Origin of the sequence: Stenotrophomonas maltophilia, from assembly GCF_013464915.1 — a bacterium.
GTDB classification, from domain to species: domain Bacteria; phylum Pseudomonadota; class Gammaproteobacteria; order Xanthomonadales; family Xanthomonadaceae; genus Stenotrophomonas; species Stenotrophomonas maltophilia_AT.
In genome coordinates, this window is the sequence record NZ_RAVT01000032.1 from 1 (window position 1) to 12,030 (window position 12,030).

The following is a 12,030-nucleotide window of genomic DNA, read 5'->3' on the forward strand; positions in this document are numbered from 1 at the left end:
CCACTACCGTATTTCGATCTTCGGCGGCTCGCCATACAACCGCCGCAGCTGCGCGGCCACCTCCGGCAACGCCTGCTGCAGCAGATCCGGCGCGGAGAAGTGGTACTCGCTGGCCACCGCGAAGAACTCTTCCGGTGCCTCGGCCGCGTACGGGTCGATCAACGTTTCTTCGCCCGCGTCCACCTGCGCGCAGAACGCATCGTAGGCGCGCTGGAAGATGGCGGCCCATTCGCGCTGCCATTCGCGCGGCAGCGGCGGCGTGCCGTCCATCGCGCCATCCAGCGCATCCAGCTTGTGCACCATCTCGTGCACCACCACGCAGCAGCCTTCGTGCGGCTCGGCCAGTTCGGCCTGCACGTCGGCCCAGGACAGGATCAACGGGCCGCTGTCCCACGACTCGCCGATCACTTCGTCGTCCCATTCATGCTGCACGTCGTCCGCATCCATGTGGCTGTGGTGCACGCGGAACGCATCGGGGTAGACCACCAGTTGCGACCAGCCTTCCAGTCCCACCTTGCCGAATTCCAGCAGCGGCAGGCAGCACAGCGCGGCCAGCAGCACGCCATCGCCGGCCTGCAGCTGCAGATCACCGATCGGGGTGATGGTCTTCTCGTGCAGGAAGCGCGTGGCCAGCTCGCGCAGGCGCGCGCGGCGTTCGTCGTCCAGGCCGCGCAGCCAGGCCGCACGATGGCAGGCCTCATCCCAAAGTGCATCGTCGATCGGCCGCGGCGCAGGCCGCAGCCACTGCAGCAACGACTTGATCAGCGGAACATTCCCGGCAGGTAGCTGTGCCACTTCGGTGCGCGGATGCGCTGCAGCACGTCGTCATCGCTGCCACCGCCGCCAGTGCTGGTGTTGGCGGCCGGGCGGACCGGTGCCGGCTTGGTGGTGGCGGCCGAAGCGGTCGCGGTCGGTGCACGCTGCGAGGCGGCATCGCCGTTGGAGGACACGCAGGCCCCGCGGCTGTCGTCCAGCGCTGCCGTCGCAGACGCCGCGAAGGGCATCGTCAGCAGGATCAGGCAATGGGCATAACGGCGCATTGACGACATCCACGTTAAGGGAAGGTGAGTTCCCGATTCTAGCCCGAACCCGGCGCCCCGTTGGAAGCCCCCGCGGAACCCAGCGTGGCGGGCGTCGCTGGCGGCTTTCCCGCATAATTCCTTCCTGACTTCGTGGAAGCTGCCGTGGACGACCGCCAATTGCTGGCCAAACTCGCTGCCGGTCGCCTCTCCGGCGACGCCCTGGCCCGTGAGCTGGGCCAGACCCGGGCGGCAATTTGGAAGCGTATTCAAGGGCTTAGAGCCGCCGGTGTAGACATCGAGGGCCGTGCAGGTGAGGGCTATGGCCTGACCCGGCCGGTCGATCTGCTGGACCCGGCCGCGATCCGCGCCGGCCTTCCCGCCGACGCCCAGGCCCTGCTGCATGACCTGCAGGTGGCCTGGACAGTGGACTCGACCAACGCCGAATTGTTGCGTTGCAGCGCGCCCCAGCGCGGGGTGAGCGTCCTGCTGGCCGAACGCCAGACCGGTGGCCGGGGGCGTCGTGGCCGCAGCTGGGCCTCGCCGCTGGCCGCCCACGTGTACCTGTCGGTGCTGCGCCTGTACTCCGGTGGCCTCGGCCGCCTGGCCGGGCTGAGCCTGGTGGCCGGTATCGCCGTGGCCGAAGCGCTGCACGACCTGGGCTACACCCAGGCACAGCTGAAGTGGCCGAACGATCTGATCGTTGATGGCCGCCGCAAGCTGGTCGGCCTGCTGGCCGAGGGCGGTGGCGAATACGCCGGCCCGGCGCGCGCGGTGATCGGCATCGGCATCAACACGCACATGCCGCCGTCGTTTGCCGAGCAGATCACCCAGCCATGGGTGGATCTGGACACGCTGGCCGGCACGCCGGTGGACCGCAACGTGGTGGTCGCCGCGGTACTCGCGCGCCTGCTGCCGGCGCTGGAAGAATTCGACCGCGAAGGGCTGGCGCCGTTCCTGCCGCGCTACGCCGCCTTCGACATGCTGGCTGGCCGCGAAGTACGGGTGGAACTGGATGGACAGTGGCAGCACGGCACCGCACTCGGCCTGGCTGACGACGGCGCGCTGCGCGTGCGCATCGATGGCCAGGAACGCCTGCTGCACGCCGGCGAAGTCAGCGTGAGGGCGGCATGAGCGATTGGTTGTTCGACCTCGGCAACTCGCGCTTCAAGTTCGCGCCGTTGCAGGGTGACCGTGCCGGCGACGTGCAGGCCTGGGCGCATGGCGCCGAAGGCATGGCCGGGCAGCCGCCGCACAGCCTGCCCAGTGGCAGCACCGCGTTCGTCGCCAGTGTGGCCGCACCGTCGCTGACCAGCGCCATGCTGGACCAGCTGCAGCGCCGCTTCGAGCATGTGCATGTGGTGCGCACCAGCGCCGAATGCGCCGGTGTGCGCATTGCCTACGCCAGGCCCGAAAAATTCGGTGTTGATCGCTTCCTGGCCCTGCTGGCCGCCGCCAAGGCGCAGCGCCCGGTGCTGGTGGTCGGCGTGGGCACCGCATTGACGATTGATCTGCTCGACGCCGACGGCCAACACCACGGTGGCCGCATTTCCGCATCGCCCACCACCATGCGCGAAGCACTGCATGCCCGCGCGGTGCAGCTGCCGGCCACGGGCGGTGACTACAGCGAATTCGCCAACGACACCGCCGATGCGCTGGCGTCCGGCTGCGACGGCGCAGCGGTGGCGCTGATCGAACGCAGCGCACAGCAGGCGCACACGCTGCTGGGCGTGGCACCGTCGCTGCTTGTGCACGGCGGCGGCGCACCGGCGCTGATGCCGCTGCTGCCCGGCGCCGACTACCACCCGTCGCTGGTGCTGGATGGCCTCGCCCGCTGGGCGGTGCACCAGCCCGCAGGCTAGTATCCGCGCATGCTGACCCGTGCCCTGATCGTCGTACTGGCCATCCTCAATCTTGGCGTCGCCTGCTGGTGGCTGCTGCGCGATGCACCGCAAGGGCCCTCGCCGCCGCCGCAACCCGCTGGCGTAGCCGAGCTGCGCTGGGTGCCCGGTGGCGTGGATGCCGCTGCGGCCGCTGAAGCAACCGCAGCTGCCCCGACCGCGCCGCTGGTGGAGCGCGAACCGGCCGAGAAGACGGCCGTGGCTGCGACGCCTGCGCCCGTTGGGCCGGCCAAGCAGGAGAACGCCAAGCCGCAGGTGGCCGAGGCTACGCCGGTTGCTGCCGCTGCGAAGCCGGCAACACCGCCTGCACCCGTACCGGCACCGGAAAAACCCGTAACCCCGCCGGTGGCCGCCGAGCCGCCGCGCTGCATCGCGCTGGGCCCGTTCGCCGACCGCGCCGCCGCGGCTGCTGCACAGGGCAAGACCGGCACTGTGTTGAGCCAGGTACGCCTGCGCGAACAGCCCGCTGCCAGCGGCAGTGCCCGTTACCGGGTGATGCTGCCGGCCGCCGCCAACCGCGACGAAGCGCAGGCCACGGTGAAGCGCATCGTCGCCGCCGGCCTGAGCGACTACTACATCATCAGCCAGGGCGAGGACATCAACGCCGTGGCGCTGGGCCAGTACCGCAACCGCGAAGGCGCCGAGCGGCGCATGGCCGCCGTGCAGGCCGCCGGCTTCCAGCCGCGCCTGGTCGCCAGCGGCGACGCCGGCCAATGGTGGCTGGAAGGGCAGCTGGCGGCGGGCACGCAGCCGGCCCAGGCCCAGCAGCGCAGCGGCGCGGCGCAGAGCCGGTCGCTGGAATGCGCACGGTTGCGCTAGAATCCCCAGACCGCGGCGCTGCCGCCGGTGTACCACCCATGCCGCTTTAGCTCAGTTGGTAGAGCAACTGTCTTGTAAACAGTAGGTCATCCGTTCGATTCGGATAAGCGGCACCACGAATGGGCGCGAGGATGAATCCAAAGCATCGCGACACCCGCGAGATGGAAGCATGAAAGGCAATATGGGCGCTTTCGAGGTGCTGTTGCTTGTTGAGTTCCGTCGAATACGCTCCTTGAACTGACGCAAGCTATCGCCGCAACGAGCTGGCAGGGCATGCTGCGACCAGATCCCTTTGGAAGTTTCAGTCAGACGCAGATGCTAGTGCCATCTAGAGACGTCTAGACATCCCACACTCTCCAATGTTCGTGGAGTGAGGTGCTCCCCGCTCGGAGCTTCTGTCTTAGGCACGATGGCCTATCCGGTGCGCAGCTTGGTTGAAGATGACGGAAGGTGCAGTCGGTGCTCACTGACTGGCCGTTGGATCTCAGTAGTTCGGATAAAAAGTTCCCGTTTCGGGAACACTTGACGTCTAGCATGTTAGGGTCTATCTTGTTCCCAATGTGGGAACATTGAAGTGAGCGGCCATGCGTCTGATTGGGCGAGACAAGCTGAGGCGCGTGAGCGGTGACGTAGACCGCTGGCTTCGTATCTGGTGCGCAGAGGTGGCTCACGCCCATTGGCGGCGCCCTCAAGATCTTACCGATCAATTTCCTAACGTGGAGGCGCACCCTGGAGGTGATTTCCTCTTTCCTATCGGTGCAAGTGGCTATTGGGTGCGGATCCAAGTCGCATTTGCGCAGGGAGTGGCTGTGATTCTCGAAATTAACAAGATTGATGCTAACTATGGACGCTAAGGTTATTCGTACTGAAGATCAGTACTTGGCCTATATGCACGAAGTTCAGAGGCTAGTTTCGCTCCAGCCTAGTGTAGGCACGGTGGCCAGTGATCGCCTCGAGCTTCTAACGGTTTTGGTGGAAAATTACGAGAACTCTAAATTTCCGATTGAGAGCCCTGATCCAATCGACGCGATTGTTTTTAGAATGCAGGAAAAAGGGCTCAAGCAGACTGACTTGGTTCCCTACTTCGGTACCCGTAGTCGAGTTTCGGAAGTTCTTGCCAGGAAGCGCCCGCTCACCGTTCAAATGATTCGCGCGCTTTCACTGGGCCTGGGAATATCCGCTGAGACTTTGGTCGGGTTGTCGGTGTCTGAAGACCAGGGCGCAGCCAGTAAATCGGGTGCAGATTGGTCAAGATTTCCCCTTAAGGAGATGACGCGACGTGGTTGGTTGGCTGATTTGACCGCAAAGACTAAGTCTGATGTCGAGGAGCTAGTCAGAGGTTTTATTGAAGATGCTGGGTTGCAGTTTGGTGCCGCTGCATTTCGCCGTAGCATTGGCGGCGAAGCGGCTTCTCCGACCACAAAGTATGCCCTTCACGCTTGGTTAGCTCGCATCATTCAGAGGGCCAGAGGAAACAGGTCGAAGCTTGGGCCATTTGAACGCGAGCGAATGTCGGCTGGTTTTTTGCGTGAGCTGGCCCAGCTAAGCTGGTCGGAGCATGGTCCACTGCTGGCAGTTGAATTTCTAGAGCGGCATGGCATAGCTGTTGTAATTGAGCCGCAGCTTAAAGGCACTTCGTTAGATGGGGCAGCACTAAAGGATGCAGATGGCACGCCGATTGTTGGGCTTACGCTGAGATACGATAGGCTGGACAATTTCTGGTTTACTCTTCTCCATGAAGTGGCGCATGTCTGGAAACATATCGATGACAATGAGGCCTTCTTGGATAATTTGGATGCCTCTTCCGAGGATAAGCGCGAAGCCGAGGCGAACAGGCTTGCACGCGAGGCTTTTATTCCGCGAGTTCTATGGCGCCGAAGCGAGGCTTTTCTTTCGCCTAGCAGGGAGTCAATTGAGAAGTTGGCGAGGGAGTTGAGGATACATCCAGCAATCATCGCTGGTCGGCTTCGAAAGGATTCGAACAACTACACCCTTTTCTCTGATTTGGTTGGTCAGCAAAACGTTCGGTCTTTTTTCTTGTCTTCAGATGAGGTGTGAAATGAAGCTGACGTATCTCCCGATTTTGAAAGCCCTCCCCAGCGAATACGAAGCGTCCAAGAATCTGGAGGCCGCTCGGGCGGCCTCAATCCATCCTTTGTTTGACGTCCCGGTTATTAGCTCGAGCCGGAAGATCGCAAAAAAGTATCTCGAGAGCTTGTCTCCTGTTTCCGACTATTTTGATGAGGTTGCTCAAAATATTAAGGACTCATGGAAGGGTCATGTTGTACTGATTGATGCATTTAACTGGCCTCCTGATGCCGCGGTTGAGACTGGCGAGCACATCGTGACCTACCTCTTCGACGAGCTTCAGGCAAAAGGCGTCTCAGTAGCGCCGGTGTTCGGCTACGACCGTTGGGACGATCCGGTCTATCGAGTGGCAATGCGCGGCATCGATGTCGAAAACGTGCCCTATACTTGCCTTCGTTTAGAGGCCAGTGCGGTCGAGGACTCCGCTGAGCCCGAAATCTTCTATGAGCGCGTGGAAGAAATTCTTGATGAGTTGGAGCTGGATCCGGAAAATTGCGTCGTACTTTTGGATTTCGGCGACCTCACAGCGAAGTCGCTAATGGACATCATCGATGACGCTAATCGTGTGATTGGTCTGCTGAAAAAGTATGGTTTCATGCATATCGCGACTGCTGGGTCGTCGATGCCCAAGTCGATCGATCTTGCAGTAAAGAAGCCGGATAGCGTTGGGCGTATCGTTCGGAAGGAGATGCTGCTCTGGCAAACGCTCAGTACGGAGTTCCCTCGCTTGCCCTTGGTGTATGGAGACTATGGTGTGCGTGGACCGGGGTCAAATGATGCTATCCAGAATCCTCATGCTAACGCCAAAATTCGCTACACGTGCGGGAAAGCGTTTCTCGTTTCTCGAGGTCATTCCATCAAAAAAGACAGGTGGGCGATTCAGATGCCAGGAGTTGCATCTGAAATTGTAAAGTCCAAAGAGTACCTTCCTGGGTTCAGCTGGGGCGACAAGATTGTTGAGCGCGCGAGCCTCGGTTTGTCAGTCAAAAATGGGCATGGGAAATGGATTGCATACGATACTAATCATCATTTGGCGTTCGTGCTGGAAGAAGTTTTCGAGTTTAATCGCAGTGTCGCCCGCCCGATCCCTGCACCTCTGATTTAATGCTTCGGATTTTTGATGAACTAATGAACTGAGGCATTGAGCGCAGTCCGTCATCCTGCAACGGATACGGACTGCGTCGTTTCTCCGCAGAATGTCACCCCTCCCGCGCCTGCAACGCCACATACTCGGCCAGCCCCCGGCAGGCCAGCATCAGCCCTTCGCGCACGCCGTCGCCGATATCGTCTTTCTCATCCCCATCCACGCGCACGCGTTCGTTGGCGTGGTACAGCTCCAGCAGCGACACCAGGCCCGTCGCGGCGCGATCCCGGCGTGCGGCGGCCACGGCGTGGCCGGGCGTGCTTGATGGCCCTTGCCACGGCTGTCCGTCGGCAGCATCGCCGGCTTGGATGCGGCGCAGGCAGGCGGGGAGGTTGATGGGCGCGGGCGCATCGCTGGCGGCGGCGAAGGCGGCTTCCAGCGGCTGCGCCAGTTCGAGCGGCAGATGCAGGCCGGCGTCGCCCAGCGTGGCGGTCAGGTACGGGTAGAGCGTCTTGGACATGCGGGCATCCTCGTCAGGCACAGAGGCGCCGCCACGAGAGGGTGGCGGGCGATGCGTGGCTTCCAAGACCGGGTCAACGAAACGGCGGGCACGAGGCCCCCACGCACCGCCCGCCGTCGATCGGCGAACGGATTGCCAGCCGGCGCCGCTTTCGGGAAGGCGACGCCGGCTGGCAAGCGTATACATCGTTGACTACACGGGCTTGGAAGACCCGACCACCTTTGCAGGTGGCGATTCATCATGCGCACGCGAAATCCCCGCCTGCCAGTCGTTTGTTTCGATGGCACCGGGTGATCTGAAAGGAAAAATGAATTATCGCGTTTGGCTTGTTCTGCGCACTTGCATGGCAGAAGCGACATATCGCGCAGCGCTGGAACGTGCGGGCAAATGGCCCATCGCCGCCCAGCCACCTGTACGCAGGGCGAAGCGGCGCGTAAAGCCAACTTAACCGCCCGCGCAGCTCACCCACCCATGCATCATAAGCGGCCAATGGCATCGGTGCTGCACGCCGGTACAAAGTGGCCCCGGCGTTGCGATGGCACTAAGCTGCCGGGCCTGTGCCAACCCTATGGAAGCCCCCATGTCCCACCTCCTGGCTAAGGCGGCCGAACAACAGGATCTCGACCGCATCGACGCACTGCTGGATGCCGGCGCGGACATCGAGTGGCGGCACAAAGGCACCGGACGCACGCCGTTGTTGTCGGCGGTGATCGCCGGAAAGGCTGACGCGGTGGCGCGGCTGCTGGACCGCGGTGCCAACATCGAGCATGCCTGCGCTGCACTGGGTTACACCGCGTTGGGTTGGGCTGCCAACGCAGGCGATACCAGAGTGGGACACATGCTGATCACACGGGGCGCATTGCTGGATGTTGCTTCGCCGGAATCGAGGTACACGCCAATGATGTTGGCGTCTTCGGGTGGGCATCTGGCGATGGTCGAGCTGTTGCTGGACAGCGGCGCCGCCGTCGCACCGTTGAACTTCGAGGGGCGAAACGCACTCGCGATTGCCGATGCCCGCAAGCACGAAGACGTCGTGGCGCGTTTGAAGTTGGCGGGAGCGCAGTTGCCGCCGGTGTTGGTAGAGGCGCCGGCGCTTGAGTGGCCCGAGCCAGACTCCGAAGGTGAACCCGCGTCAGTAGTGCGCGGCTACTTGTTGGCGTATCACGAGTGGGAAACGCGTGGCTACAACGATTCCCGATCAGGCGGCAGCCTTCTGCGCAGCGCAGGCTTCGGACAGGAGAAGGCGGATATCCTTGCGGCCTGGTGCACCGACCGCAAACGGGTGTACTCGACTGGCGTTTCGGTCGGGAACCCCCGGCGGTACGTGCCGGGGGATCTACTGGTGGCAGTTACGAAGCCCGGAACGTCGAAGGCGGAAGTGCTGGTGCGCGACGACCCTCGGAAGTCGCGCTCCCTGCGTTACGAGCACTTGTTTGTACTCAAACGTGTGGGGGGACAGTGGCGCATTGACGTGTTGAAGAAGCGACCGTTCCGCACCGAAGCGTGGTCGTCGGCGATTCTCTGAGCGCGACCCACCGCGCGTCAGCCACCCGTCTTCCGCAGCACTACCCACGCCAGCAGCAGGGCGAACGTTCCGAACAGCGTCAGGCCGAACCACAGCGCGGCTACCGTCACGTTGCCGATCAACGCCGCCAGCATACGGTGCAGCTCGCTCTTCAGGATCGGGTATTCAGCGTGCGCCTTGCGCAGGCGCTGCCAGCCGAACCCGAAGAACACCAGAAGCGAGAACGGCATCAGCAGGAGCGCCGCCTGGATCAGCCAACCATTCGGCGACGCATCGGCCTTGCCGTTCAACAGAAGCGCAAAAGCGGCAATGGGCAGCGCCCCGATGAAAAAGCGTGGCCAAGCGGTGTTGATGAAGGGCGACATCGCAGTCTTCCATGAGGGGCGGCTGGGTCCGCGCGGCATCATGCCATGCAATGGCCCTGCTGCACCGCCGCGAGTGGTGTCACACAGCTCTGGCTAGACTGTGCTTCTTTTTCCCCCGCAGGAGGCACCCATGGCCCATCCCATTTCCGTATCCCTGATTGGCGTTCCCACCGATGTGGGTGCGGGCCATCGCGGTGCCCGGCTTGGCCCGGAAGCGCTGCGCGTGGCGGGCCTGCCGGAGGCGCTGGAAGCGCGTGGCGTGGACGTGCGCGACCTGGGTAATCTGGATGGCCCACGCAATCCGTGGACCGCGCCGGTGGAAGGCTACCGCCACCTGGACGAAGTGGTGGCGTGGAACCACGCGCTGATGGAAGCCAGCTATGCCGAACTGCAGGCTGGCCGCATGCCGATCATGCTCGGTGGCGACCACTGCCTGGGCATCGGTTCGATCACTGCCGTGGCGCGCTGGTGCCGCGAGCAGGGCAAGACCCTGCGCGTGCTGTGGCTGGATGCGCATTCGGACTTCAACACCAGCGATGTGACCCCGTCGGGCAACATCCACGGCATGCCGGTGGCCTGCCTGTGCGGCCTTGGCCCGGATGCGCTGACCCGCCTGGGCGGAACCTCGCCGGCGATCACCCCGGCGCAGATGCACCAGATCGGCATCCGCTCGGTGGACCCGGAAGAAAAGCGCCTGATCAAGACCCACAAGGTGGATGTCTACGATATGCGCTACATCGACGAGAACGGCATGAAGCGCGCGGTGGAAGCGGCGCTGGCCGGCATCGACGAGAACACGCACCTGCATGTCAGCTTCGACGTCGATTTCCTCGACCCGAGCATCGCGCCGGGCGTGGGCACCACGGTGCCGGGCGGGGTGAACTACCGCGAGGCGCAGCTGGTGATGGAAATGATCGCCGACACCGGGCGCATGGGCTCGCTGGACATCGTCGAGCTCAACCCCTTGCTGGACAAGCAGAACGCCACCGCCGAGCTGGCCGTGGACCTGGTCGAAAGCCTGTTCGGCAAGTCCACCCTGATGCGCGACTGAGCTCTCCGCCTGAACGGATCGATGATCCGTTCACACGCGCTCCACGCCCCTGCCGCCAGATTGCACTTCACGCGGCGGCAGTGGCATTGGCTCCTTCCGCCGAGCGACCGAACCCCATCCGCGAATGTAGCGGTATAGCGGCGAACCCAAGGAGAAGCCCATGAAGCGCGTAGTTGCCCTGATGCTGTTGTCGATGTTCTCGGTGGCCCTGCTGGCCGGTTGCAACACCGTTGCCGGTGCCGGCAAGGACGTGCAGAAGGCTGGCGAAAAGGTTGAGGATGCCGCCAAGGGCCGTTGAGCCTGACGTGGACAGGAAAGCGAAAAGGCCGGGGACGTCCCCGGCCTTTTTGTTGCGCGTTTTCCGCAGTGCACGTGTCGAAGGGTAGTGAACCATTCAAGCAGGTGAGCATCTATTTCATTGCTGGTTGACCGGCACTCAACAGCCGCTGCGCGAAGCTTGAGCCACGGTAAGAACGCCGTTGCAGCCAAGGATTCCCAGCAATGAACAAAGACATCATTTCCGGCAAGTGGTCGCAGCTGAAGGGCAAGGCCCAGGCCAAGTGGGGCGATCTGACCAACGACGATTTCGATGTGGCCGAAGGCAATGCCGAGTATCTGGCCGGTCGCCTGCAGGAACGCTATGGCTGGGCCAAGGACCGCGCCGAGAAGGAGGTGCGTGATTTCCAGGACAGCGTGAGCAAGGACTACCCGGACTACAAGTAAGCGCTACGGTTTTCCCCCACAGCACAACGCCCGCACCGAGAGGTTGCGGGCGTTGTGTTGTCTGGGCGGGAGGATCAGCGCGCCGGCGGGTCCGGCACGTAGCGGTTCGGGAACGCCTGCGGTTCGCGCGGCAGGCGCGACGGCGGCGTATCGACCAGGATGCCGCGCGCGCGCAGGTTGCGGGCGCTGTCGTAGCGCAGCTGCAGCACCTGGGCCGGGCTGCGGCTGGCGCGTTCGAAGTCGGTATCGCGCACCGAGGACTGCTCGCGTGCGCCGTGGCCGGTGCCCAGCGCTGGCGCCTGCGACTTGCTGGCGTAGCCCTCGATGCGGCTGTTGCTGGCGCTGGCATCGGCCGACGCTTCCGCCGCCGGTGCCGGCAGCGGCAGGCCACGGCGCAGGATCGGCTCCGGACGCCAGCGGCGCGCCTCCTCGAACACCGCAACGCCAACCACGCCGATGTTGTCCGGGCGGCCGGTGCGGCTGGCATAGCTGCCGCTGGGGCTGCTGAACACGAACTGCGCCACTTCATCCTGGCTCTTGCGCCAGCCGGTGATGTCGGCGCGCTGGCCGGGGTTGAGCACGTAGCCGGTCTGCGAGGGATCGGCATCTTCGCCGGAGATGGCGTTGACGCCGTCCACCGACAGCACCACCAGCACCCGGCGCGGGCTGTCGTTGTACAGGCGCACGGCGTAGCGGTGGCCGCGCTCGCCGGCCACCCAGCGCTGGCCCTCGGCGGGATAGCTGCGCAGTTCGGTGCCACGGTCGCGGTCGACCAGGGTCATGCGCACCGGGCCGCCCTCGTACACCGGCGGCGGTGGCGGGGCCGGGCGGAAACCGGCCAGGGGCAGGATCAGCAGCAGGGGCAGCAGGCGTTTCATCGGGCGTCTCCAGCGGGGTTGGGTGAATGAACGCGCCGTTGGCCCTGACGGGGTTGA

At 63.7% G+C, this 12,030-nt stretch carries 14 protein-coding genes and 1 tRNA gene; 10 read left to right on the forward strand and 5 right to left on the reverse strand.

Going from position 1 to position 12,030, the window contains the following annotated elements:
- Window positions 1-3: 3 nt before the first annotated feature.
- Window positions 4-795 (reverse strand): zinc-dependent peptidase, encoded by a 792-nt coding sequence (locus tag D7T59_RS11950; RefSeq protein WP_180852521.1) that lies wholly within the window; start codon window positions 793-795, stop codon window positions 4-6.
- A complete protein-coding gene (locus D7T59_RS11955; RefSeq protein WP_005411956.1) occupies window positions 762-1,040 on the reverse strand; it encodes a hypothetical protein in 279 nt (92 codons plus the stop codon). Before D7T59_RS11955 ends, D7T59_RS11950 begins: the two co-directional genes overlap by 34 nt.
- A 144-nt stretch (window positions 1,041-1,184) precedes the next feature.
- Between D7T59_RS11955 and birA the strand changes: the two genes are divergently transcribed.
- The 6 genes from birA to D7T59_RS11990 all read left to right on the forward strand — a co-directional run bounded on the left by birA (window position 1,185) and on the right by D7T59_RS11990 (window position 6,932).
- Window positions 1,185-2,153 (forward strand): bifunctional biotin--[acetyl-CoA-carboxylase] ligase/biotin operon repressor BirA, encoded by a 969-nt coding sequence (gene birA, locus D7T59_RS11960; RefSeq protein WP_180852520.1) that lies wholly within the window; start codon window positions 1,185-1,187, stop codon window positions 2,151-2,153.
- Complete coding sequence (locus D7T59_RS11965; RefSeq protein WP_164136240.1) at window positions 2,150-2,881, forward strand: type III pantothenate kinase; 732 nt, start codon at window positions 2,150-2,152, stop codon at window positions 2,879-2,881. Before birA ends, D7T59_RS11965 begins: the two co-directional genes overlap by 4 nt.
- Before the next feature lie 9 nt (window positions 2,882-2,890).
- A complete protein-coding gene (locus D7T59_RS11970) occupies window positions 2,891-3,739 on the forward strand; it encodes an SPOR domain-containing protein (RefSeq protein WP_180852519.1) in 849 nt (282 codons plus the stop codon).
- Window positions 3,740-3,779: 40 nt separating this feature from the next.
- Window positions 3,780-3,855 (forward strand) — tRNA-Thr (locus tag D7T59_RS11975).
- Between the two features lie 727 nt (window positions 3,856-4,582).
- A complete protein-coding gene (locus tag D7T59_RS11985) occupies window positions 4,583-5,797 on the forward strand; it encodes an ImmA/IrrE family metallo-endopeptidase (RefSeq protein WP_180852518.1) in 1,215 nt (404 codons plus the stop codon).
- A gap of 1 nt (window position 5,798) precedes the next feature.
- Window positions 5,799-6,932 carry a beta family protein gene (locus D7T59_RS11990; protein ID WP_180852517.1) on the forward strand — a complete coding sequence of 378 codons (1,134 nt, stop codon included), beginning with the start codon at window positions 5,799-5,801 and terminating at the stop codon, window positions 6,930-6,932.
- Window positions 6,933-7,026: 94 nt separating this feature from the next.
- Here D7T59_RS11990 and D7T59_RS11995 read toward each other — a convergent pair whose 3' ends face one another.
- Complete coding sequence (locus D7T59_RS11995; protein ID WP_180852516.1) at window positions 7,027-7,431, reverse strand: hypothetical protein; 405 nt, start codon at window positions 7,429-7,431, stop codon at window positions 7,027-7,029.
- A gap of 580 nt (window positions 7,432-8,011) precedes the next feature.
- Here D7T59_RS11995 and D7T59_RS12000 point away from each other — a divergent pair.
- Window positions 8,012-8,956 (forward strand): ankyrin repeat domain-containing protein, encoded by a 945-nt coding sequence (locus D7T59_RS12000; protein WP_180852515.1) that lies wholly within the window; start codon window positions 8,012-8,014, stop codon window positions 8,954-8,956.
- A 17-nt stretch (window positions 8,957-8,973) separates the two neighbouring features.
- On the opposite strand, the gene D7T59_RS12005 is transcribed toward D7T59_RS12000, so the two are convergent.
- Window positions 8,974-9,321, reverse strand: a complete 348-nt coding sequence (locus D7T59_RS12005) for a hypothetical protein (RefSeq protein WP_164136247.1) — start codon at window positions 9,319-9,321, stop codon at window positions 8,974-8,976.
- Window positions 9,322-9,451: 130 nt separating this feature from the next.
- Here D7T59_RS12005 and rocF point away from each other — a divergent pair, with 130 nt between their 5' ends.
- The 3 genes from rocF to D7T59_RS12020 all read left to right on the forward strand — a co-directional run bounded on the left by rocF (window position 9,452) and on the right by D7T59_RS12020 (window position 11,095).
- The gene (gene rocF / locus D7T59_RS12010; protein WP_004153767.1) at window positions 9,452-10,372 is read left to right on the forward strand and encodes an arginase; all 921 of its coding nucleotides are present in this window, start codon (window positions 9,452-9,454) and stop codon (window positions 10,370-10,372) included.
- Between the two features lie 160 nt (window positions 10,373-10,532).
- Window positions 10,533-10,670 carry an entericidin A/B family lipoprotein gene (locus tag D7T59_RS12015; RefSeq protein WP_005407710.1) on the forward strand — a complete coding sequence of 46 codons (138 nt, stop codon included), beginning with the start codon at window positions 10,533-10,535 and terminating at the stop codon, window positions 10,668-10,670.
- A gap of 203 nt (window positions 10,671-10,873) precedes the next feature.
- A complete protein-coding gene (locus D7T59_RS12020; RefSeq protein ID WP_089241428.1) occupies window positions 10,874-11,095 on the forward strand; it encodes a CsbD family protein in 222 nt (73 codons plus the stop codon).
- A gap of 74 nt (window positions 11,096-11,169) precedes the next feature.
- Here the strand turns inward: D7T59_RS12020 and D7T59_RS12025 are convergent, their stop codons facing one another.
- Window positions 11,170-11,973: a hypothetical protein gene (locus D7T59_RS12025; RefSeq protein WP_164136248.1), complete on the reverse strand. Its 804-nt coding sequence runs from the start codon at window positions 11,971-11,973 to the stop codon at window positions 11,170-11,172.
- Window positions 11,974-12,030: the final 57 nt, after the last annotated feature.